Below are 22615 nucleotides of genomic sequence, written 5' to 3' on the forward strand. Positions count from 1 at the left end.
TCCAGAAACCTTTCGGTGCAACCGGACACGCGAGGTCCGCGTTTACATGGCCGCCGATTAAGCCGCGTCGGCCATAGCGCGCTGAAAAGAAAACGTTTCATCAAGGGACGGCGCAGATGGAGCTCTTGCGTGATTTGCCGGGTTCAGGCTCCCCTGAGCATATCGCGCGTTGCCCTTTTGCGCGAAGTCGCGACGGATAACCGTTCGCCGCGACCGGCCCCCGCCGCCTCACCGGCGACGGGGGTTGGGCAGACCCGGAGCCCACCTAGGAGGCGCTTCTTTGGGAGTCGCGCGTCTGTGCGAGCGTGCGCGATCCCTTCATTCTGGTGACAAGGGTGGACCCCGGTGTATATTTGCTTTTCGGTGATGGGCCTCTGGCGGGTCGTCGGGCCTGGTCCTAATGCTCGGCGACCCGACCCGACCCGACCTGACCCGACCCGCCGGGCCTGACTTGAGGTCCGCCGATGAAGGACCGGGCAGTGCGCCTTTGCGGCACTAATCGACAAACGAGCCTCGGCTACGCTGGGCGCCGCGCCCAAGCGGTCGACCGATGCCACGGAGGCCAATGCCAATTCTCGTCTGAGAAATCGGCCACTTCCGGCTATTTGCAAGTGAGCGTGTCAAACAGGTGAAGTGCCGCTACATGGCCGGGATCCTGCCGGACCGCCGCCATCTCTCCATTGCCAGTCGTCGCACCAGTTCTCGGATCCCTGTGCCTATTGGCGGTCGAGTGGGCTTTCTCAGGGCATTCTCGCAGCGAATGATGAAGGCGCAGACTTACCGGTATCGCCTAGCCCGCTCCGCGCCGTTCTCAATGGCAGCACATAGTTACCAAGCGGGCTTCTCGATCGGCAGCATGGTCGTGACCCAGATGCCGCGACACCCCCGCCCGGCTTCCAAGGTCCGGCCCGAGAAACTTGAGCAGGTATTTGCGGTTGGCGGATCGACTTCGTGCACGGCGGGTATGGCGGCGGCTATGCCGCAGCAGCCAGGGCTAGCGGAACGTCTGCCTCCGGTCAGCTTCAGCCGAAAAGCAGCCAGCCCGCTTCCGGCCAATTACTGCCAGAATCTCTAGGGGGCACGCTGAGGAGCAGCCGGCCGCCGGATTGCCAGCAGACGCTCCCTTCAGAGCCTGAAGTAAGCGTCTGCGAGGTGCTCCAGATTTTGCGCCAGCAGATAGGCTCGTACGTCCCTTATCCGGTCGGTCCTAGAGCGGGCCTTGCGTCGAGCGGTGATCGGCTTGCGAACAGCGTCGCATTATTCGGGTCATCATCCAGCTGTCCGTCTGGTCGGAACCTGGCAGCAGCGAGTTGATCCCCTCGAAGATGTCGAGGAGCATGGATTTCAGCTGCTGCGGAAGCTCGCTGCTGCCCGCGTCCCATCCGAGGATCGAGTTGTGCGTCGAGGACCGTATTACGCGCTCTCAGTCGTTTTCGTGAACTCGCTTCGGGACCCACATCGCACTGCGCGGGCGGCCCAGATTTGGAATTTCAATGGCCCCAGCGGTCGGAAACAGCCTTGCCAGATTGTGACAATGAGCTGTACCAGCAACCTGTGCAGCAAGGTGCTGCGCGCGAGTAAAATCAAGCACTTAGACGCTGGTGGAATTGGCTGAGAATCCTGCCGCCCCAGCCAATTAGCTCTGCAGCCCTGTATCCGGTGCCCCGCCCTCTTGGGCGAGTTCTCGTCACTCCTGAGGTTTCGTTGGCCCCTTGAGACCGGCCAGCGGTATGAGCGCCGACCGAAAGCGGGGTTTGTCCTTGCAGCCTTTGCGGTCGCCGTCGTCGCTCAGCACCAGGAGCTGTCCCGGGGTGGTGGACGGCATCAGCATGGCTTCGCCGATCAGGCCTGCCGGCAGGTCGCGGAGATAGACTCCGGCCTTGTCGCCAAGGTGCCAGCGGTAGAGACGGAAGGTGCCGCCGTCGCCGACGGGCCCGGCCGCGATCAGATAGTCGTCGCTTCCGGGCATGCGCGCGATGCTGCGAATGCCGAGGCCGCCCAAGTCCACGCCCATGGCTGCGCCGAACTTTGCCTTGGGGACGGATGCGCCGCGCGCCACGCCGGCGGTAATCTCCGGCCCGTTCAGCAACGGCACTACCAGCGCCTTGCCCAACCGCACGGGGCTTCGGAAGCCAAGCAGCAGGGTGTCGCCCGGGCCGGCGGCAAGGCCCTCTATATTGAAGCCGCCTTCAGCGTGACGGCGCATCGCCTCGGCTGAAAAAGCGGGCTGGGCCGGCGCGGCATCCTGGCCTTTCTCCGCCTTGGGTGGCAGTTCGTCCTTGGTCAGGCCGGTCTCCGGTGTGCGCGTCGCGGCGTCCTCGAGCGCCCATTCGCTTCCCTTCATGGCTTCGAGGAGGTCTTCGCGAAGCCCGTCATAGGCCCGCCCCACCGGGACGGCGGCGGCGCCTGGCCCGGCCGACAGGCGCGTCCTGAAGAGCTTGAGGCGCTCGCGCTTGACGTTGGCCTTCTTGGTCAGGCTGTGGGACGTGATCCAGAAGCCGGTGTCGCCGATCCGCGTCGCTCCCTCGATGTCCGGAGCCTCTTCGGGATCGCCGCCAAGGAAGGCGGTGAGGGGAACCGTGCCGGCCGGCGAATGGTCGCCCAGACGGTACAGATGGAGCGAATAGCTGTCGTCGTCGGCGACGGCGATGGTTCCTGCGCCCGCATCGAGTGCGGCCGAGGCCTCGCACATGCCGGCAAAATCCGTCGGCGGCTCGGCGGCTATCGCCGTTCCTCCCGCCAGGCCCCACAAGAGCCATGCACGCCACATGTCCGCGCTATGTGCCATCTCGATGCCTTTCGGGCCTGCCTGCCGTTCCTCATGTCTTGGCTACGCACAACGACGTCCGACGGCGGGAGCGGCGGCGTCCGGTCATGCGGGACTGTCTTCGGTCACGCTCCGGCGTGCCGGCCCAGGGATCGGCAGCGCTCGCGCGCGACTGCCCGGCCGTCCCCGGCAGGATGACGTAGTTTGCCGGGCGGAGGCAAGCCGCCGAAACGTCCGCTTCGGACGAGATTGCGTCCGGCCTCGGTGCGGGTCCGGCCGGGATCGTTCAGTGCGCGGCGACGGGCGGGCCGGGACCTCCAGCGGGTGGCACCGGTCCTCCCGCCGCCGGGCTCGGTCCGCCAGCAGCGGCGGCCACAGGAATGGCGATCGCGGGAAGCGCCGCCGCAGCAGCAGCAGCGTCGTTCGCGACCAAAAGCCCCGCGATCCAGGCATTGAGGGCGGGAGTCACCGGCACGAGCTTCTCGAAGGTCTTGCCGAGCGCATAAAGATCGGTCGCGGCGCTGTAGTGGATTGGCTGGTTGGCCGCTGCTGCGGCGACGATGTTGGGATGGTAATAGCCGGCCGTCCCGGCCCTCACCGGGGTGATGAATTCCCCGTTCCCGTCCATCGGCTTTGCTTCGCCGACATTGAGCATGATGTTCTCGGGCTTGATGTCGCGGTGGATAAGGCCTGCGGCATGGACATGGGCGAGGCCGCTGATCGCATCGAGCATGATCGCCTTCTTGCGCGTATCGTCGATCGCGGCATTGCCGATCACCTTGGTGAGGTCGCCGCCCGCCATCATCTCCATCACGAGATAGGCCTTGGGCACTCCGCCTTTGCCGATGCCGACCGCGCCGCCATAGCTTTTGATGACGTTGGGATGGTTGAGCAGGTTGGTGGTGACGTTGAGCTCGGTCCGGAACTTGACCATCTCCTCGTCAATCCATGCGAGATTCTGGTCCTGGATCTGCTGCGGCTGCGCATTAAGCGCTGTGCCGACGCCGGCGGCTGCCGTTTGCTCGTTCTTCTTCAGCTTTTGCTTCTTGACGAAGCGAGTGTGGCCGCCGAGCTTGCCGAAACGGCCGTAGCCGGCGCCGCCGGTGCCGAGATTCTGCGTCTTGCCGGTGTCGGGGTTGACCTTGTTGTGGAGGGCGAGCTCGCCGGCCTGGCCGGGAAGGTCGAGCAGGGTCGGCTTCTTGCTCTGGTACCAGGACGTCTCCTGCTTGGTGCGGATCGCCATCAGATATTTGGTCTGGATCCGGACGATCTCGGCCTGGAGATTGGCGACCTGGACGGTGAGCGCTTGATAGAAGGAAGCTGCGCGTCCGCGATCGGGCCCACCGGGAGCTGCTTCAGCAGCCCGGCCCGGGCGGTGGCCATCTGGTTGAGGACGTTTTCGGCTTCGCGGCGCGCTTGCGGGTCGGTCCATGGTCGCGGGTCGTTGAACATGCGGGTCGCTTCCGCGATCATCGCGTTCGCGGCGCCGAAATTGAGCCCGGCGCGGGTATAGGCGGTCGCGATCGCGGCCCAGTTGAGGGCGATCGCCCCGGCGGCGACGGCGCGGGCGGCGACGAGATTGGCCCAGCGCTGGAAGGGGAAGGCGACCGGCGGGACGGCGGCGAGCGCCGCCGCCTGTGCTCCTGGCAAGGCGTTGGCCGTGGCCAGGGCGTCGGCCTCGGTGCGCTGGATCGTGCCCGACACACTCCGCGCGGTTGCGGGCGGCGGGGCCGTTACTTTCTCCGGCGCCGGCCGCTGCGCGGAGGCTCGGATCCCTATTGCGTCGGCCTCACGCTCCAGGCCGGCATCGTCGTTGAGGTCGATCGCCCCGGACGCCGTCATTGGCTGCGCGCGCGCCCTCAATCCTCGCGCCGCTGGCCGAGCGCGTCGCGCATGGCGAGGCTGGAGTTGATCCGGGTCACGCCGGGGAGGCGGGACAGGACGTCGCCGTGGATCGTCTCGTAATGGACCGCGCTTTCCACCTCGACACGCAGCCAGTAATCGAACGATCCCGAGACCAGGAAGCATTCCTTCACTTCGGGGCATTTGCGCACGGCGCGCTCGAAGCGGGTCAGATATTCCTCGGTCTGGCGCTCGAGCGTGACCTGGATGATCATGTTGACCCGCGCGTCGGCGCCGTCGTTGCGGCCGAGCACGATCGTGTAGCCGCCGATATAGCCGTCGGCTTCGAGCTGCTTGATGCGACGGTGGCAGGCGGAAGGGGAGAGGCCGACCTCCTCGCCGATCTCGGCATGGGTCAGCCGCGCGTTGACCCGCAGCAGCCGCAATATCGCGCGATCCTTGGAATCGAGGCTCATCGAATATTCTCCCGTGTCGCGGCATGGGCTAAGCGCCCGGCCGGCGAATTGGCAAGGCGGTTCGAATGATTCGCCCCATATTCGACGCCTGTCTCACTATGCTGGGGCGCAATCCGGGGGTCAGCCATGGTCGATGCGGTTCAAGCAGGGGCGACGTTACATATCGACCTCGATGCGCTGGTCGCGAACTGGCGCGCGATCGGGGCCAGCGCCGCGCCCGCGGTCGCGGCCGCCGTCGTCAAGGCCGACGCCTACGGGCTCGGCGCGGTCCCGGTCGCGCGCGCGCTCGCCGCGGCGGGCTGCCGCCATTTCTTCGTCGCGCATCTGTCCGAGGCCACGGCGCTGCAGGGGGAATTGCCGGCCGGCGCCGCCCTCTATGTCTTGAACGGCTTGATGCCCGGCGCCGAGGCGGCCTGCGCCGAGGCGGGGGCGATCCCGGTGCTGAATGCGCTCGACCAGCTCGAGCGCTGGGCTTCGCTCGCCCGCTCGGCCGGCCGCAAGCTTCCGGCGGTGCTGCAGGTCGACAGCGGGATGTCGCGGCTCGGCCTGGCCGAGGACGAGGCGGCCCGGCTGGTCTCGGAGCCCGAGCGGCTCGACGGCGTCGAGCTGCGCTTCATCATGAGCCATTTTGCCTGCGCCGATGTCCCCGATCATCCGGCCAATGCGATGCAGCGCGCGCGCTTCGAGCGTTTCTGCGCGGGCTTTCCGGACGTCAAGCGCGCGCTCGACAATTCGGCCGGGGCGCTCACCCGCCGCGACACGCATTTCGACCTCGCCCGCCCCGGAATCGCGCTCTACGGCGGCGCGGCGCTCGAAGAGGGCCCCAATCCGATGCGGCCGGTCGTCCGCCTCGAGGCACGGATCGCCCAGTTGCGCACGATTCCCGCCGGGGCGGGGGTCGGCTACGGGCTGACCTTCACGGCGGCGCGCGACACTGTGCTGGCGACGATCCCCGTCGGCTATGCCGATGGCTGGCCGTTCCACCTCGCCAATCGCGGCTCGGCCTTCGTCGCCGGCACGCGCGTGCCGATCGCCGGGCGCGTGTCGATGGACAGCATGACGGTGGACGTGACCGACGCGCCCGCCGACGCGCTCTATCCCGGCGCCCCGGTCGAGCTGATCGGCCCGCACCAGTCGCTCGAGGACGTCGCGCGCGACGCCGGCACGATCGCCTATGAAATCCTGACGCGGCTCGGCCATCGCTATGCGCGCGTCTACCATGTGAGCGGCGCCGCTGCGCCCGACGGAGACCAGTTCTGATGCGTATCATCATCTTGGGCGGCGGCGTCGTCGGCGTCACCTCGGCCTGGTATCTGGCGCAGGCGGGGCACGAGGTCGTCGTCGTCGACCGCCAGGGCGGGCCCGCGCTGGAGACCAGCTTCGCCAATGCCGGCGAGATTTCGCCGGGCTACGCCTCGCCCTGGGCGGCGCCCAACATCCCGGCCAAGGCGGCGCGCTGGCTGATGATGAAGCACGCGCCGCTGATCATCCGCCCGCAGCTCGACATGGCGATGGTGCGCTGGCTGACGGCGATGCTGATGAACTGCACGGCCGATGCCTATCGCACCAACAAGGAGCGGATGGTCCGGCTCGCCGAGTTCAGCCGCGACCAGCTGATCGCGCTGCGCGCCGAGACCGGCATTGCCTATGACGAGCGCGCGCAGGGCACGCTGCAATTGTTCCGCAAGCAGAGCCAGCTCGACGGCGCCGACGCCGACATGGAGGTGCTGCGCGCCGACGGCGTGCCGTTCGAATTGCTCGACCGGGCCGGCTGCATCGCCGCCGAGCCGGGCCTGGCCTATAGCGACGTGCCGTTCGTCGGCGGGCTGCGGCTGCCGCTCGACGAGACCGGCGACTGCTTCAAATTCACCAACAAGCTTGCCGGGATGGCCGAGGCGCGCGGCGTCGAATTCCGCTTCGGCACCGCGATCCGGCGGCTGGTCCGATCGGGCGGCGCGGTCAGCCATGTCGAGACCGATGGCGGCGATCTGAAGGGCGACGCTTTCCTGGTGGCGATGGGCAGCTATTCGCCGTTGCTTGTCGCGCCGGTCGGCATCCGGCTGCCGGTCTATCCGGTGAAGGGCTATTCGATCACCATGCCGATCGTCGACGAGGCGCGCGCGCCGGTCTCGACGGTGCTCGACGAGAGCTACAAGGTCGCGATCACCCGGCTCGGCGATCGCATCCGGGTCGGCGGCATGGCCGAGATTTCGGGCTACAACAATGTCCTGCGGCCGGCGCGGCAGGCGACGCTCGAACATTCGGCGCGCTCGCTCTTTCCCGGCTCGGGCGGCGATGCAGGTGCGAGCTTCTGGTCGGGCCTGCGGCCGATGACCCCGGACAGCACGCCGGTGATCGGCCCCACCAAATATTCCAACCTCTTCCTCAACACCGGACACGGCACGCTCGGCTGGACGATGGCGTGCGGATCGGGCCATGTCATCGCCGACATGATGAGCGGCCGCGCGCCCGCGATCCGCACCAACGACCTTTCGATCAGCCGCTACTGACCCACAGGAGACATTGAGATGACGATCACCCGCTTCGACCAGGGGCCGCGCATGAGCCAGGCCGTCATCCATGGCGATACTATCTACCTTGCCGGCCAGGTCGGCGCGCCCGGCGAGAGCGTCACCGCCCAGACCCAGGCGGTGCTGGCCGAGATCGAGGACATTCTCGCTCAGGTCGGCAGCGACAAGAACCACCTGCTCCACGCCACGATCTGGCTCGCCGACATGGCCGACTTCGCCGAGATGAACGCGGTGTGGGACGCTTGGATCGCCGGCTCTCCGGCGCCCGCGCGCGCGACGGGCGAGGCCAAGCTGGCCACGCCTGATTACAAGGTCGAGATCATCGTCACCGCCGCCAAAGCGCGCTGACCCGAGGCGGGAACCGCGCGGCCGTCAGGCCGCGGCCGTCCAGTCGATCGCCGATCCGGTAAGCTCGAGGAACAGCGCCTCGATGCGGCGCTTCAGGTCCTCGGGGAAGAACGGCTTCAATATGAAGCTGTTGACGCCGAGCTCGTCGGCTTTCTCAACGACCGCCTCGTTGGCGGCGCCGCTCAGCATGATGAAGCCGGTCTTGTCGAGCGCGGAGTCCTGGCGGACCGCCTTCAGGAACTGCAGGCCGTGCATCTTCGGCATGTCGTAATCGGCGATGATCAGATCGGGCCGCTGCGACTGCGCGAGCGGCAGCGCCTCGGCCCCGTCCCGCGCCGCATAGATCTGGGTGAAGCCCATCTTCTCGAGGGTGCGGCGCACCAACGCGCGCATCATCTCCTCGTCGTCGACGATCATCACGCGGATCGCGGACGGCGGCACGGGCGCGCCGGCGGCGCGCTTCGCGCCGTCGGAATGCGGCGGGTTTGTATGATCGTCGGATGGGGTCATAAGGCGGCTAAGCCACGGGCGCGCTTTCTATTCTGTTACCTCCCAATTAGGGGTTTCCGCGCGCGCGGCAAGTTCGGTGGTGGGCGGCGGAGGAAGGGATGGCGAAGGACAGGCGAATCCGGGTCGGCATAGGCGGCTGGGATTTCGATCCCTGGCGCGGCACTTTCTACCCCGAAAAGCTGCCCAAGACGCGGCAGCTCGAATTTGCCTCGCGCGCGCTGACCGCGATCGAGATCAACGCGACCTATTACAAGCTGCAGAACAAGGATCTGTTCGCGCGCTGGGCGCAGACCGTGCCGGACGGCTTCCAGTTCGCGGTCAAGGCCTCGCGTTTCTGCACCAATCGCAAGCGGCTGGGCGAGGGTGGCGAGGCGATCGCCAAATTCTGCGCGCAGGGCCTCACCGAGCTCGGCGACAAGCTCGGCCCGATCCTCTGGCAGTTCATGGGTACGAAGCAGTTCGACCCCGAGGATTTTCAGGCGTTTCTTGATCTGCTGCCGCCTGAGCAGGACGGGGTGAAGCTCCGCCACGCGGTCGAGCCTCGGCACGAGAGCTTCCGCGATGCGCGCTTCGTCGAGATGGCGCGCAGGGCCGGGGTCGCCATCGTCTTCGCCGATGCCGACAATTATCCGTGCATCGCCGATATCTCCGGCGACTTCGTCTATGCGCGGCTGCAGCGGTCGCGCGAGGAGGAGCCCGCCGGCTATTCCGAGGCGGAACTCGACCGCTGGGCGGAGGTCGCGCAGGGCTGGGCGCGCGGCGAAAGCCGGCCCGGCTTTCCCTATGCCGCCGAGGCCCCGGCGCCGGCCGTGCCGCGCGACACCTACATCTTCGTGATCAGCGGCGCCAAGGTCCGTGCTCCGGCCGCCGCACAAGCTCTGATCGCCCGCGTGGAGGACTGACATGAACCGCTCCGGCTTCGACTCCCGCGACGAGATGCGCACGCTGTGGCAACGGCTCGGCCTGCCGCCGGTGCAGGGGGGCGACCTGGAGTCGCGCTCGCCGATCGACGGCGCCGTGATCGGCAGCGTCGTCACGCAGGACGCCGCGGCGGTCGCAGCCGCGGTCCGGCGCGCGCACGGCGCCTTCCTCCATTGGCGGTCGGTGCCGGCGCCGCGTCGGGGCGAACTGGTCCGCCTGTTCGGCGAGGTCCTGCGCGCGGAGAAGGAGGCGCTCGGCCGGCTCGTCAGCCTGGAGGCCGGCAAGATCCTCCAGGAGGGCCTCGGCGAGGTCCAGGAGATGATCGACATTTGCGACTTCGCGGTCGGCCTGTCGCGCCAGCTTTACGGCCTCACCATCGCCACCGAGCGGCCCGGCCACCGGATGATGGAGACCTGGCATCCGCTCGGCGTGATCGGCGTGATTTCGGCGTTCAATTTTCCCGTGGCGGTATGGGCGTGGAACGCCTGCCTCGCCTTCGTCTGCGGCGATGCGGTCGTGTGGAAGCCGTCGGAAAAGACGCCGCTCGCCGCAGCGGCGGTGCAGGCTCTGTTCGAGCGGGCGATGGAGCGGTTCGGAGACGCTCCGGCCCACCTCAGCCAGGTGGTTCAGGGCGGTCGCGAGACCGGCGAAGCCTTGGTCGATGATCCCCGCGTCGCGCTCGTCTCGGCGACAGGCTCGACGCGCATGGGCCGGGCGGTGGCGCCGCGCGTTGCCGCCCGCTTCGGTCGCACCCTGCTCGAGCTTGGCGGCAATAACGGCATGGTGGTCGCGCCCTCCGCGGACCTTGCTTTGGCCGAGCGGGGGATCACGTTCGCGGCGGTCGGGACGGCGGGGCAGCGCTGCACGACGCTGCGCCGCCTGTTCGTCCATGAGCAAATATACGACGCACTGGTGCCGCGGCTGAAGCATGTGTGGGCGCAGGTTCCGGTCGGCAATCCGTTGGAGGAGGGGGCCCTGGTCGGGCCGTTGATCGACGCTGCCGCGTTTGAGGCGATGCAGGTGGCGCTCGCCGAGGCGCGCGCGCAGGGCGGCCAGATCGAGGGCGGCCAGCGGCTGCTCGAGAAGCAAGGACCGGAGGCGTTCTACGTCCGCCCCGCGATCGTCGAAATGCCCGGCCAGACCGAAATCACGCTGACCGAGACGTTCGCGCCGATCCTTTACGTCATGCGCTATGCGGCACTCGACGAAGCGATCGCGGCGCACAATGCGGCCCCGCAGGGCCTCGCTTCGTCGATCTTCACCAACGACATTCGCGAGGCCGAGACCTTCCTGTCCGCCGCCGGCTCGGATTGCGGCATCGTCAACGTCAATATCGGTCCATCGGGCGCAGAGATCGGCGGCGCGTTCGGCGGCGAGAAGGAGACGGGCGGCGGCCGCGAGAGCGGCTCGGACGCCTGGCGCGCCTACATGCGCCGCGCCACCAACACGATCAATTACAGTCGGGAGCTGCCGCTGGCGCAGGGCATCAGTTTCGCGCTCCCCGAAGGTTCGTCACACCAGTAGTTTCGGAGTGGAAAGCAGCGTAAGAAGAAGCGGGACCGTGTAACGCTTCAATGGGATAAACAGGGAGGCATTCATGAACACCCGTAACTTTGCGCTTGTTTTCGGTGTGGTTTTTCTTCTGATCGGCATCCTCGGCTTCGTGCCCGGACTTGTTCACGCCCATGGCCCTGGCCATCCCGATCTTGCCGTCGACGCGTTCCGGGGCGACCTGCTCGGCCTGTTTCCGATCAACCTGCTGCATAATCTGGTGCACATCCTGTTCGGGATCTGGGGGCTGCTCGTTTATAAGAGCGTTTCCGGCGCCGTGACTTATGCGCGGTGCGTGGCGATCATCTATGCGCTGCTCGTCATCCTCGGATTGATCCCCGGGCTGAACACCCTGTTCGGTTTCGTGCCTCTCTACGGCAACGACATCTGGCTGCATGCTTTGCTTGCCGCGGTCGCGGCCTATTTCGGCTGGATCCACCGCACTAACGGAGCGCCGATCGGCCGCGCCTGATCGTCGCGCGAGAGGAAGGGGCGGCCCGATGCGGCCGCCCCTTTTTTGTAGAGGCCGGCGTGGAATATTCGTGGCCCTTGCGGCGATCGCGCGCTTTCCGCGTTCAGATTGCACAATAACGCGCGTGTTCAGCAAGTTGTGCGCCGTGCGCCAATCGGGGTAGGGCGATCCCAGTCAGCTTGGGGAAAGCTGGTTTGGGCCAAAGGGCTGCGCTAAAGGACCGATATGCACAGCAATTTCAAATCTTCGCTCGCCCTTCTGCTCGCTGCCGGCGCGACGCCCGCTTTGGCGCAACTCCAGCAGGGCGAGAAGCCGACCGCGGAGCAGATCGCCACCGGCGAGGCCCCGGCCACCCCGATCGATGAATCGGAAAAGGCCCTGCGCGCGCTCCAGAACCAGGCGGCCGCGGTGCAATGGACCAAGTCCGCCGCCCGCGAACTTCTCGTCTATGTCGAGCGCGTCGGCGAAGAGGGGCTGGATCCGGCCGATTATAGCGACGCCCAGCTGCGCGCGGCCCTCACCGGTCCCGACATGGCGCTCCTCAGCCGGGTCGCGACCGACGTCTTCCTGCGGCTCTCGTCCGATCTCGCGCTTGGCCACGCCCGCGGCGACACGCGGGTCGACTGGCACATGGTCGACCCCGATCTCAACGGCAACGAGCAATATGCGATGATGGAGCGTGCGGTCGCCAACGGCACCGTCGCCGATTCGCTCAATTCGCTGCTGCCGACCCATCCGCAATATACCGAGCTCAAGCAGGTGCTCGCCAACGTCAAGGACAAGGCGACGCTCGACAAGGTGCGCGTCAATCTCGACCGCTGGCGCTGGCTGCCGCGCCACCTCGGCGAGCGCTACCTGATCGTCAACGTGCCGGCTTACACCGTCGCCCTGGTCGAGGACGGCCATGTCGTCGCCCGCCGCCGCGCTGTGGTCGGCGCGCCCAAGACCGCGACGCCGCAATTGAGCGCCACCGTCACCGGCGTTATCCTCAATCCCTGGTGGGAAGTGCCGCAGAGTATCGCCCCGGAAGTCCGCGGCAAGAAGGGCTATGTCACGGTCAAGAGCGGCAACGGCGTGCGCTATCGCCAGCCGCCCGGCCCCGGCAATTCGCTCGGCCGGATGAAGGTGGTGATGCCCAACAATTACGCCATCTACCTGCACGACACGCCGTCCAAGGCCTTGTTCAAGCGCGACGCGCGCGCGTTCAGCCACGGCTGCATCCGCACCGAAGATCCGCTGGGCTTCGCCGAGATCATGCTCAACAATCCCGAATGGGATCGCGCGAAGATCGACGCGACGGTGGCCTCGGGCAAGACGGTGCAGGCCAATGCGGCCGCGCCGATGCCGGTCTACATCACCTATTTTACCGCGGCGGCAGCCAAGGATAACCAGGGCATCCTCGAATATAAGGATGTCTACGGCCGCGACGGCAAGGTCGTCGTCGCGCTCAACGACCGCAACGGCACGGCGCTGGCCTCCGCCAGCAACTGAGCCAACGAAAAAGCCCCGGCCTCTCCGTTGAGAGGCCGGGGCTTTTTGCGTTCAGAGCCGGACGGTCAGACCCGGTCGGCGTAGAGCAGGCGGCCGGGGCCGAGGCGCGCGAGCACTTCGGCATGGCTCGCCGCGGACAAAGCGAAGCAGCCCTCGCTGCGGCCAAGCTTGCCATATTCCTGGACGACCTTGGGCTCGGCATACCAGGCGCTGTGGACCACGATGGCGCGCGCCTCGGCATTGTTGTTGCTGTGGTCGAGGCCCTTGAGGCGCAGCGAATAGCCGTATTTGCCGGTATAATATTCGCTGGTGACGTAGGAGCCGCGCGACGTCGCCTCCGAGCCATATTCGTTCGAGAAGCTCTGCAGCCAGCCGAGATGGCTCGGGTCCGAGCCGCGGCCATGGGCGACGAGATGGTTGGTGACGCGGCCGCTGCGCACGTCGACCAGGTAGAAGCGGGCCTCGCGCGACGGACGCGAGAAATCGGTGATCCCGATCACGTCGGCGTTGCGGATGCTCGCTCTTTTGGCTTCGAGCGCGAGCAGCGCGCGGGCCTTGAGCTTGGGATCGATCTGCGGCTCGAACGGCGCCACCGTCGCTGCCACGGTCGGGCGCGCCAGCGTCGCGGCAAGACCGGCCGCGGCCCCTGCCTGTAGAATGTTCCTGCGCGTAAGAATGGTTCGAGCCTCCCCGGAAAATCTCACCTTCCTTTTAAAGTTCAAAGGGTTTCTCCTCAATTAAGAGGTAATACTGGGATCCTCGCATCGTCCCGCCGGAGCCGCGCTTCATCGCAATCGCGACTCTCTGATCGTTGAGCGTCCGTTCGGAACCCCGGCAATTCAGACGCGTCTGTACGCCATGGCCGCGTTCGACACGATCCCGGTAACGCCCGGACTGCCGCCGATGGAGGCGAAGCTCGTCGATGCCCTGCCCGACGGCGGCGGCTGGCAGTTCGAGCCCAAATGGGATGGTTTTCGCTGCCTCGTCTTCCGCGACGGCGCCGCCGTCGAGCTGCAGTCGAAGGCCGGAAAGCCGCTCGGCCGCTACTTCCCCGAAATCGTGGCGGCAATGGCCGGCCTGCGCGCCGACCGCTTCGTGCTGGACGGCGAGCTCATCATCCCGATCGGCGGCATCCTCTCGTTCGAAGCGCTGCAGATGCGCCTCCACCCGGCCGAGAGCCGGATTCGCAAGCTCGCCGGCGAGACCCCGGCGCAGCTGATGCTGTTCGATTGCCTCGCGATCGGCGACGAGAGTCTGGTCGATCGTCCGCTCGCGGAGCGGCGCGAGGCGCTCGAGCGCTTCCATCGCGCGGAGAAGGAGCCGGCGCTGCAGCTTTCGCCCTTCACCCTGGACAAAGCGGCGGCGCAGGCCTGGCTCGATGCCGCCGGCGGCGCGCTGGACGGTGTCGTCGCCAAGCGGCACGAAGGGCAGTACGAGGCGGGCGAGCGGGCGATGCTGAAGATCAAGCAGATGCGCACGGCCGACTGCGTCGTCGGCGGCTTCCGCTACGCCACCGGCAAGGCCGAGGTCGGCTCGCTCCTGCTCGGCCTCTACAATGACGAGGGAAAGCTCGACCATGTCGGCTTCACCTCCGGCATTCCCGCCGCGCAGCGGCCCGCCTTGACGAAGCAACTCGAGGCTTTGGTCGAAGCGCCCGGCTTCACCGGCAATGCCCCCGGCGGCCCGAGCCGCTGGAGCACGGACCGTTCGGCCGACTGGCAGCCGCTGCGCCCGGAACTGGTCGCCGAGGTACGCTACGATCACGTCACCGGCGACCGCTTCCGCCACGGCACCAAATTCCTGCGCTGGCGGCCCGACAAGGCGCCCACCCAATGCGGGATGGACCAGCTCGAGCATGAGGCGCGTCCGGCCGAGCTGATCGCCGAACTGGAGGGCGCGACATGAGCGAACGCATCGTCGAAGGGGTGCGTCTCAGCAATCCCGACAAGATCCTCTATCCCGATCAGGGCATCACCAAAGGCGAACTCGCCGATTATTATTGCGCAGTGGCCGACAGGATGCTGCCGCATGTCGCGCGCCGCCCGGTGACGATGGTGCGCTGTCCCACCGGCCAGGAGAAGAAATGCTTCTACCAGCGCCACGCCGGCTCGGGCGTCCCCGAGCAGCTGCGCGAAGTAAAGGTCCCGGGCTTTGACGAGCCCTATCTCTATCTCGAGGACGTCGCGGGTCTGATCGCGATGGTGCAGATGGGCGTGCTGGAGATCCATCCCTGGGGCGTGACCGTGGAGCGGCCCGACCGGCCGGACCGGGTCATCTTCGATCTCGATCCGGCCGAGGGCCTCGACTTCGGCGATGTCGTGCGGGCGGCCCTCGAAGTCCGCGACCGGCTGGACGGGCTGGGCCTCGAAAGCTTCGTCAAGACGACGGGCGGGAAGGGGCTGCACGTCGTCGTGCCGATCGACCCCGTCGCCGACTGGAAGAGCGTGAAGGGCTTCGCCAAAAGCCTGTCCGAGCGCATGGCCGCCGACGCGCCGGACCGATATTTGACCAAGATTTCGAAGGCCGAGCGGGTCGGCCGCATCTTCATCGATTATCTGCGCAACGATCCCACGTCGACGGCGGTCGCGCCTTATTCGACGCGCTCGCGCCCCGGCGCGCCGGTCGCGCTTCCGCTCGAATGGGACGAACTGGACGACTCGCTGGCGCCGGCGGAGTTCACGATCCGCACTGTCCCGAAGCGGGTCGCGGGCAGCAAGGACCCTTGGGCCGCGATGGATCGCGTGAAGCAAAAGCTGCCGGAGGCCGGCTGAGGCGATCCGAGTCGCAGGCCCGCGCCGACCGACTGGACGGCGGCGCCGAAAGATCGAAGCAGACCGGCAAAAGAACAGCGCGAACTTACCGTGTAAACACTATGGTATCACTTGAGTTGGGCAAGTAACGGTCGTTTCTGCGGTTACTACGGTATTAGTATTGCTTGCGTCGACCGGGGCTGCTGGTGTTTATCGGCGGGGCATCAACTGGTCCTGATGCACAAAAGGCGGCGGGACCCCCACTCCCGCCGCCGCATTGTTCCGGGACCCCGCCTTTTCCGCTAATTTTCGCCATTTTTCGCGAACGAGCCCGGTTGACTTGGCGGCGCAGAGCCCCATTATCGCAGGCGTGCTGGCTGAAGCTGCGTTCCCGAAGGAAGTTACCCTGTCATCTCAATACGTCTATGTGGTGGACGACGATCGCGATGTGCGCCGATCGATCAGTTTCATGCTTGGCACGACCGAGTTGAAATCCCGGCCGTTCGCTAGCGGGACCGACTTTCTGGAGAGCCTCGAGGAGCTCGAGCCCGGCTGCGTGCTGCTCGACATCCGCATGCCCGAAGTCGATGGTTTCCAGGTCATGGCCGAGCTCGAGAATAAGGGCATCGACTGGCCGGTGATCATCATGACCGGCCATGGCGAGGTCTCGGTCGCCGTGCGCGCGATGAAGATGGGCGCAATCGACTTCATCGAGAAGCCGTTCGAGGAAGAAGTGCTGCTCGGCAGCCTCGAGCGCGCCTTTGAATTGCTGCGCGATCGCGGCGAGAAGGCCGAACGTAAGCGCAGCGCGCGCGAGCGCATCAGCCATCTCACCACCCGCGAACGCGAAGTGCTTCAGGGCCTGATGGCCGGCCTCCCCAATAAGATGCTCGCCCGCCACCTCGACATCAGCCTGCGCACGGTTGAGATGCACCGCGCCAATATGATGGACAGGCTTCAGGTCGGCAGCCTTGCCGAGGCGTTGACGTTGGCGGTGCAGGCTGAGCTCGCACCGCTCGAACAGAGCGACACCTGACAAAAGCGGCCGTGCGCTTTATGCTGGCGGCTGGATTCACCGCACGGCGGGACTGCGAGCGATGAGCGACCGTCCCCAATCTGAACGCATTGGATATCGGGTCGCGGTTCTGGCCGCGGACGAGGACTGCGAGTCGATCCGGGCTATCGTCTGCGAGCGGGATTGCGAATGCCTGTTCGTTTCGCCCGAGCAGTTGCTGAGGGGCATCGCCGAAGCCCGCTTCGAGGCCGCCGTGCTGACCGGCGTGGCGCTGCTCGCGCTCGATCTGGCCGCGCTGGTGCGCGTACTCGCGGACCAGCCTTCATGGTTGGATTTCCCATTCGTCCTGATCGCCTCGCGCGAGAAAGTGGATCAGGTCGCCGAAGCGCTCGATCGGCTCGGCCACGTCGCGATCGTGGAGCGGCCGGTCCATGCCCCGATATTGCGGAACGAGGTGCGCAAGGCGCTGCGGCTGCGCGACCGCCAGAAGCAGGCTGGCGCCTATCTCGAACAGAAGGAAGCGAGCGAGGCGGCCTTGTCTGAGGCAAACGCCTTGCTCGAGGCGCGGGTCGAGGAACGCACCCGCGCGCTGCAGGAGGCTGTCGAACGCCTGCGCCAGAGCGAGGAGCTTTATCGCTACACGCTCGAACTCAGCCAGCAGATCGTCTGGACCGCTGATGCGGAGGGCGCGATCCTGACCGTCAGCCCCCGCTTCTACGAGTTGACGAAGCTCGATCCGACGCAGCCGGCCCGCGAAGCCATTCACCCCGACGATGTCGACCGGGTCCTGGCGGAATGGAACGCTGCCCGCGCCGATTTGAGGCGGCACCAGGTGGCGATGCGCCTGCGCATGGACGACGGCAGCTATCGGCGCTTCCTTGCCCGGGCGGCGCCTCGCACCGACGAGAAAGGACGCATCGTCGGCTGGTACGGCACGATGGAGGACGTCCACGATCAATGGATCGCGGACCAGCATCGCGCCGCGATCGCGGAGCGCTACCGGATGGCCGCGCTCGCCGCCGACGATGCGATCTGGGACCATGATCTGATCGGCAATTCGATCTGGTGGACGGATGCCGCCTCGGGCTTTCTCGGCCTTCCGGGGGGCGAGGGGAACACCCCTTCCGAATATTGGGAGCAGCACCTCCATCCCGACGATCGCGCCCGCGTGGTGCACGTCATGTGGGACGCGATCAATGCGGGGCGGAACCGTTGGTCCTCGGGCTATCGTTTCCTCGCCGGCAACGGCGAATATGTCGACGTGTTTGACCGCGGGTTCGTGATCCGGGACGATGAAGGCCATCCGATCCGGGCGGTCGGGGCGATGGCCGACATCACCGACCGCCGCCACGCCGAGGCGGAGCTGCGCAAGCTCCAGGCGGAATTGATTCATGTCTCGCGGCTGAGCGCGATGGGCGCGATGGCCTCGACGCTCGCCCATGAGATCAACCAGCCGCTTACGGCGATCACCGGCTATCTGCGCGGCAGCCAGCGGCTGCTGGCCGACCAGCCGGATGCGGAGGAGGTGGTCGGCGCGCTCGAAGCTGCGGAGGCGAGCGCTCTTCGTGCCGGCCATATCGTGCGTCGGTTGCGCGAGCTGGTTGCGCGGGGCAACGTCGCGGTGCGGACCGAGGATGTGGCGCGGATGATCGAGGAGGCGGCCGTCCTCGCCTTTATCGACGAGCAGGTGCTGGGCGTCGCGCACCAGATCCACGTCGATCCCGACGCGCGCTGGGTGGAAGCGGATTCGATCCAGATCCAGCAGGTGCTGATCAATCTCGTGCGCAACGCCATCGAGGCGATGAAGGATCTGCCGCGGCGCGAAGTGACGATCGCCACGCGCGCCGTCGGCGGCGGCCTGGTCGAGGTCAGCGTCGCCGACACTGGCACCGGCCTGTCGGAAGAAGTGGCCGACGCGCTCTTCTCGCCGTTCCGGACGACCAAGAGCGAAGGCATGGGGATCGGGCTCTCGATCAGCCGCACGATCATCGAGGCGCATGGCGGCAAGATCTGGGCCGAGAACCGGCCGGAGGGGGGCGCGGTCTTCCGCTTCACGCTGCCCGGCGGGCATGTCCCGGCGGAGCCGAGCGCGGGCGGGGACGCTTCCAAGACCCCATTATAATCGGCCGCCGCTGCCCCTATGTGGGACGCGAACCAATCCAAGCGAGGACGACATGGCCGAACAGCAGGCGACTTTGGCGGGCGGGTGCTTCTGGTGCACCGAAGCGATCTTCGACGACGTGATCGGCGTTTCCAGCGTCGAGAGCGGCTATATCGGCGGCACCGTCCCGAACCCGACCTACAAGCAGGTCTGCGGCGGCGACACCGGCCATGCCGAGGCGGTGCGGATCACCTTCGATCCGGAGATCATCGCTTATGACGACGTCCTCGACATCTATTTCGCGACCCACGATCCGACCCAGCTCAATCGCCAGGGCAACGACATCGGCACCCAATATCGCTCGGCGATCTTCCCCCACGATGCGGAGCAGGAGGCCGCCGCCCGGTCAGCGCTCGAGCGCGCCCAGCAGGATTGGGACCAGCCGCTCGTCACGCGGATCGAGCCGCTTTCCGACTGGTGGCCGGCCGAGGATTACCACCAGGAATATTTCGAGCGCGAGGGCGCCAACAACAGCTATTGCGTGGCCGTGGTCGCGCCCAAGCTCCAGAAGTTCCGCAAGAGCTTCGCGGCGCGGCTGAAGCGGCAGGAAGCCGCCCAGTAATGCGTGACGCTGCGACGGAGGGCTTCACGCTCAACCAGACGATGCTGCGCGTCCGCGATCCGGAGGCGTCTGTCGCTTTCTATCGCGACGTCCTCGGCATGAGCCTGCTCCAGCGGCTCGATTTCGAGGAGATGCGCTTCTCGCTCTACTTCCTGGCCTATCTGAAGGATGGCGAAACCGTCCCGGAAGACCCGGCCGAGCGGGCGCGCTACATCTTCACCCGCGAGACGACGCTCGAGCTCACCCACAATTGGGGCACCGAGAGCGATGCGGCCTTCGCGGGCTACCATAATGGCAACGAGGAGCCGCGCGGCTTCGGCCATCTCGGCATCAGCGTGCCCGATGTCGAGGCGGCCTGCGCGCGCTTCGATCGACTGGGCGTGCCGTTCGTGAAGCGGCCGGAGGATGGCAAGATGAAGGGCATCGCCTTCATCCGGGATCCTGACGGCTATTGGATCGAGATCCTGTCGCCCGCGGGAATGGCCCCGCTCGTCGCCGCCGCTTAGCGGGGCGCGGCGGCGCGGCGGAGACGGTCGTTGATCGCCACGCCGAGGCCGTTTTCGGGAACAGGGGCGACCGCGATCGCGGCGTTTGGTTGGGCATCGGCCTCGTGGAGCAATGCGAACAGCTTCGCCGCCGCCTCGGTGAGATCGCCGGACTCGCTCAGATTGCTGTCGCCGGCGATGGCGCCGAAGCCGATCAGCCATTCGCCAGGCGCGGCCGTTTCGGCCTCGAGGCGGAGCGGCTTGGACGGCGCGTAATGGCTGGCCATCTGGCCCGGCGCCTCGATCCCGCCAGTCTCACCACCAATCGCGGAAACTTCCGTGATCGGTCCCGGGCGCAGCAGCCGCACCCGGCCATCGGTGACCGCCAGGATCGTGCTTTCCAGGCCGTGACCGGTCGCGCCCCCATTGATGATGAGGGAGATGCGCCCCGCCAGGCTGGACATGACGTGCTCGGCGCGCGTGGGACTAATCCCGCCGCTGGCATTGGCGGACGGGGCGGCGAGGGGACCGCCGACGGCGGCGAGCAGGTCGCGCATCGCCGGGTGGGCCGGCACGCGCAGCGCGATCGTCGGCAGCCCCGCCGTGACCAGCGTCGCAATGCCGCTGTCCGGGCGCAGCGGCACGACCAGCGTCAGCGGACCCGGCCAATGGCGCTCGGCCAGCCTGCGCGCCGTCTCGTCGAAGAGGGCGATCGTCTCGGCCTCGGCGAGCGACGGCACATGGACGATCAGCGGATTGAAGCTCGGCCGCCCCTTGGCCGCGTAGATGCGCGCGACGGCCTTGCCATTGGTGGCGTCGGCGGCGAGGCCATAGACCGTCTCAGTCGGGATCGCGACCGGCTGACCGTCGCGGATGAGCGCCGCGGCTTCGGCGATCGCGGCCTTGCCGTAGGGCCGGATTAGGGTATCCAAAGGCGCGTTTGGCGAGCTCATGGGGCCGCGCTATAGCCGCCGCTACCGCCACGCAAGACTGGAACCCGATCCTTGACCTACACCCCGCCCGTCGCCGAGCAGCGCTTTCTCCTCCGCCACGTCGTCGGCATCGACGAACTGGCCGGCCACAACGCGTTCGCCGACGCCACGCCCGACCTCGTCGACGCGATCCTGGAGGGGATCGGCGCCTTCGCCGCGGGCGAATTCGCGCCGCTCAACCGGATCGGCGATCAGGTCGGCGCGCAATGGTCGCCCGAAGGCGTGACGATGCCGGACGGGTTCAAAGAGGCCTACCGCGCTTATGTCGAAGCCGGCTGGGGCTCGCTGGCGGCCCCCATCGAACATGGCGGGCAGGGGCTTCCGCTGACCCTCGCCGCCGTCGTGCTCGAGGATCTGGGCAGCGCCAACATGGGCTTCTCGCTGGTGGCGATGCTCTCGGCCGGCGCGGTCGAAGCGCTGCCCGCCCACGGGTCGCCGGAACTGGTCGCAAAATGGCTGCCGAAAATCGTTTCCGGCGAATGGCCGGCGACGATGAACCTCACCGAGCCGCAGGCCGGCTCCGATGTCGGCGCGCTCAAGACCCGGGCCGAGCCGCAGCCCGACGGCACCTACAGGATCAAGGGCCAGAAGATCTTCATCACTTATGGCGAGCATAACCTCGCCGAGAATATCGTCCATCTCGTCCTGGCCCGCACGCCCGACGCGCCCGCGGGCACGAAGGGCATCTCGCTCTTCCTCGTGCCGAAATTCCTGGTCGGCGCGGACGGCGCGATCGGCCCGCGCAACGACCTGCGCTGCGTTTCGATCGAGCACAAGCTCGGCATCCACGCCTCGCCGACCTGCGTCATGGCCTATGGCGACCACGACCAATGCGTCGGCTATCTGGTCGGCGCCGAGAATGGCGGCATGCGCGGCATGTTCACGATGATGAACAATGCCCGCCTCAACGTCGGCCTGCAGGGCGTCTCGATCGCCGAGGCGGCGACCCAGCAGGCGGTCGCATACGCCCGTGAGCGCGTCCAGTCGGCGCGCGCCGGGGCGGGGCGCGATCCGGTGCGGATCGTCGAGCATCCCGACGTGCGGCGCATGCTGATGCGCATGAAGGCGCTCACCCAGGCCTCCCGCGCGCTTGCTTATTATGCCGCCGGGCAGACCGACCGGCGCCATCTCGGCGACGCCGCTGCCGGCGCGCGCGCCGATTTGCTGACGCCTCTGGTCAAGGCCTATGGCACCGATGTCGGGGTCGAAGTGGCGAGCCTCGGCATCCAGGTCCATGGCGGCATGGGCTTCATCGAAGAGACCGGCGCGGCGCAGCATCTGCGCGATATCCGCATCGCCCCGATCTACGAGGGCACCAACGGCATCCAGGCCGCGGACCTGGTCGGGCGCAAGATCGGGCTCGAGGGCGGCGCCGTGCTCGCCCGCTTGTTCGCTGACATCCGCGCCGAGGCTGCCGGGGAAGCGCCGCTGATGGCATTGGTCGATGCCTGTGAGCAGGTGGGAGCGCATCTGGCCGCGGCAAACGCCGACGACCGCATGGCCGCTTCCTACCCGTTCCTGACGATGCTGTCGGTTGCGGTCGCCGGCTGGCTGATGGCGCGCCAGCACGATGCGGCGCTGGACGGGGAGGGCGATCCCTCGTTCCTGGCGATGAAGCGCGCAGCCGCGCGTTTCTACCTCGACCAGATGGTGCCGGAGGCGGAGGGCCTCAAAGCGGCGGCCATGGCTCCGGCCGACCTGCTTTACTCGATATCGGAAGACGCCTTCGCGGCCTGAGCCG

21 protein-coding genes are annotated in these 22615 nt (G+C 67.1%); 14 read left to right on the forward strand and 7 right to left on the reverse strand.

Annotated elements, in window-relative coordinates:
- Window positions 1-1687: 1687 nt before the first annotated feature.
- The 4 genes from SH591_RS14200 to SH591_RS14215 form a co-directional block, all read right to left on the reverse strand.
- Entirely contained in the window at window positions 1688-2692 is a 1005-nt protein-coding gene (locus tag SH591_RS14200) for a DUF3616 domain-containing protein (protein ID WP_324749667.1), read from the reverse strand.
- 361 nt (window positions 2693-3053) lie between these two features.
- Window positions 3054-4010, reverse strand: coding sequence for a protein kinase domain-containing protein (locus SH591_RS14205; protein ID WP_324749668.1), 957 nt, complete (start codon window positions 4008-4010; stop codon window positions 3054-3056).
- Window positions 4010-4609, reverse strand: coding sequence for a hypothetical protein (locus tag SH591_RS14210; RefSeq protein ID WP_324749669.1), 600 nt, complete (start codon window positions 4607-4609; stop codon window positions 4010-4012). Before SH591_RS14210 ends, SH591_RS14205 begins: the two co-directional genes overlap by 1 nt.
- Window positions 4610-4626: 17 nt before the next feature.
- On the reverse strand, window positions 4627-5085 hold the full coding sequence (locus SH591_RS14215; protein ID WP_324749670.1) for an Lrp/AsnC family transcriptional regulator: 459 nt from the start codon (window positions 5083-5085) through the stop codon (window positions 4627-4629).
- A 126-nt stretch (window positions 5086-5211) separates the two neighbouring features.
- Between SH591_RS14215 and alr the strand changes: the two genes are divergently transcribed.
- From alr to SH591_RS14230, 3 genes are read left to right on the forward strand one after another with little or no spacing between them, the layout of a single operon-like run.
- Window positions 5212-6345 carry an alanine racemase gene (alr, locus tag SH591_RS14220; RefSeq protein WP_324749671.1) on the forward strand — a complete coding sequence of 378 codons (1134 nt, stop codon included), beginning with the start codon at window positions 5212-5214 and terminating at the stop codon, window positions 6343-6345.
- On the forward strand, window positions 6345-7595 hold the full coding sequence (locus tag SH591_RS14225; RefSeq protein WP_324749672.1) for a D-amino acid dehydrogenase: 1251 nt from the start codon (window positions 6345-6347) through the stop codon (window positions 7593-7595). The genes alr and SH591_RS14225 overlap by 1 nt, the downstream gene beginning before the upstream one ends.
- Window positions 7596-7613: 18 nt before the next feature.
- Window positions 7614-7964: a RidA family protein gene (locus tag SH591_RS14230; protein WP_322832884.1), complete on the forward strand. Its 351-nt coding sequence runs from the start codon at window positions 7614-7616 to the stop codon at window positions 7962-7964.
- A gap of 24 nt (window positions 7965-7988) precedes the next feature.
- Here the strand turns inward: SH591_RS14230 and SH591_RS14235 are convergent, their stop codons facing one another.
- Window positions 7989-8474 carry a response regulator gene (locus SH591_RS14235; RefSeq protein WP_322832885.1) on the reverse strand — a complete coding sequence of 162 codons (486 nt, stop codon included), beginning with the start codon at window positions 8472-8474 and terminating at the stop codon, window positions 7989-7991.
- 98 nt (window positions 8475-8572) lie between these two features.
- Between SH591_RS14235 and SH591_RS14240 the strand changes: the two genes are divergently transcribed.
- From SH591_RS14240 to SH591_RS14255, 4 genes are all read left to right on the forward strand, one after another.
- Window positions 8573-9376 (forward strand): DUF72 domain-containing protein, encoded by an 804-nt coding sequence (locus tag SH591_RS14240; RefSeq protein ID WP_324749673.1) that lies wholly within the window; start codon window positions 8573-8575, stop codon window positions 9374-9376.
- Window position 9377: 1 nt separating this feature from the next.
- Window positions 9378-10919 (forward strand): L-piperidine-6-carboxylate dehydrogenase, encoded by a 1542-nt coding sequence (gene amaB / locus SH591_RS14245; protein WP_324749674.1) that lies wholly within the window; start codon window positions 9378-9380, stop codon window positions 10917-10919.
- Window positions 10920-10992: 73 nt separating this feature from the next.
- Window positions 10993-11418, forward strand: a complete 426-nt coding sequence (locus SH591_RS14250; RefSeq protein ID WP_322832888.1) for a DUF4383 domain-containing protein — start codon at window positions 10993-10995, stop codon at window positions 11416-11418.
- Between the two features lie 225 nt (window positions 11419-11643).
- The gene (locus SH591_RS14255) at window positions 11644-12909 is read left to right on the forward strand and encodes a L,D-transpeptidase family protein (protein ID WP_322832889.1); all 1266 of its coding nucleotides are present in this window, start codon (window positions 11644-11646) and stop codon (window positions 12907-12909) included.
- A gap of 65 nt (window positions 12910-12974) precedes the next feature.
- Here the strand turns inward: SH591_RS14255 and SH591_RS14260 are convergent, their stop codons facing one another.
- Entirely contained in the window at window positions 12975-13514 is a 540-nt protein-coding gene (locus SH591_RS14260; protein WP_324749675.1) for a murein L,D-transpeptidase catalytic domain family protein, read from the reverse strand.
- A 253-nt stretch (window positions 13515-13767) separates the two neighbouring features.
- Between SH591_RS14260 and SH591_RS14265 the strand changes: the two genes are divergently transcribed.
- The 6 genes from SH591_RS14265 to gloA all read left to right on the forward strand — a co-directional run bounded on the left by SH591_RS14265 (window position 13768) and on the right by gloA (window position 19903).
- Entirely contained in the window at window positions 13768-14814 is a 1047-nt protein-coding gene (locus SH591_RS14265) for an ATP-dependent DNA ligase (protein ID WP_324749676.1), read from the forward strand.
- Window positions 14811-15680, forward strand: a complete 870-nt coding sequence (gene ligD, locus SH591_RS14270) for a non-homologous end-joining DNA ligase (protein ID WP_324749677.1) — start codon at window positions 14811-14813, stop codon at window positions 15678-15680. Before SH591_RS14265 ends, ligD begins: the two co-directional genes overlap by 4 nt.
- Window positions 15681-16128: 448 nt before the next feature.
- On the forward strand, window positions 16129-16695 hold the full coding sequence (locus tag SH591_RS14275) for a response regulator transcription factor (RefSeq protein ID WP_416385189.1): 567 nt from the start codon (window positions 16129-16131) through the stop codon (window positions 16693-16695).
- Window positions 16696-16756: 61 nt separating this feature from the next.
- Window positions 16757-18796 carry a PAS domain-containing sensor histidine kinase gene (locus tag SH591_RS14280; RefSeq protein WP_324749678.1) on the forward strand — a complete coding sequence of 680 codons (2040 nt, stop codon included), beginning with the start codon at window positions 16757-16759 and terminating at the stop codon, window positions 18794-18796.
- Between the two features lie 52 nt (window positions 18797-18848).
- Window positions 18849-19397, forward strand: a complete 549-nt coding sequence (msrA, locus tag SH591_RS14285) for a peptide-methionine (S)-S-oxide reductase MsrA (protein ID WP_322832895.1) — start codon at window positions 18849-18851, stop codon at window positions 19395-19397.
- Entirely contained in the window at window positions 19397-19903 is a 507-nt protein-coding gene (gene gloA / locus SH591_RS14290) for a lactoylglutathione lyase (protein WP_324749679.1), read from the forward strand. The genes msrA and gloA overlap by 1 nt, the downstream gene beginning before the upstream one ends.
- Here the strand turns inward: gloA and SH591_RS14295 are convergent.
- A complete protein-coding gene (locus tag SH591_RS14295) occupies window positions 19900-20835 on the reverse strand; it encodes an L-threonylcarbamoyladenylate synthase (RefSeq protein WP_324749680.1) in 936 nt (311 codons plus the stop codon). The two genes, gloA and SH591_RS14295, sit on opposite strands and share 4 nt — an antisense overlap.
- Before the next feature lie 51 nt (window positions 20836-20886).
- On the opposite strand from SH591_RS14295, the gene SH591_RS14300 reads away from it, so the two are divergent.
- Entirely contained in the window at window positions 20887-22611 is a 1725-nt protein-coding gene (locus SH591_RS14300) for an acyl-CoA dehydrogenase (RefSeq protein WP_324749681.1), read from the forward strand.
- Window positions 22612-22615: the final 4 nt, after the last annotated feature.

This window comes from Sphingomonas sp. LY54 (assembly GCF_035594035.1).
Classification (GTDB): Bacteria; Pseudomonadota; Alphaproteobacteria; order Sphingomonadales; family Sphingomonadaceae; genus Allosphingosinicella.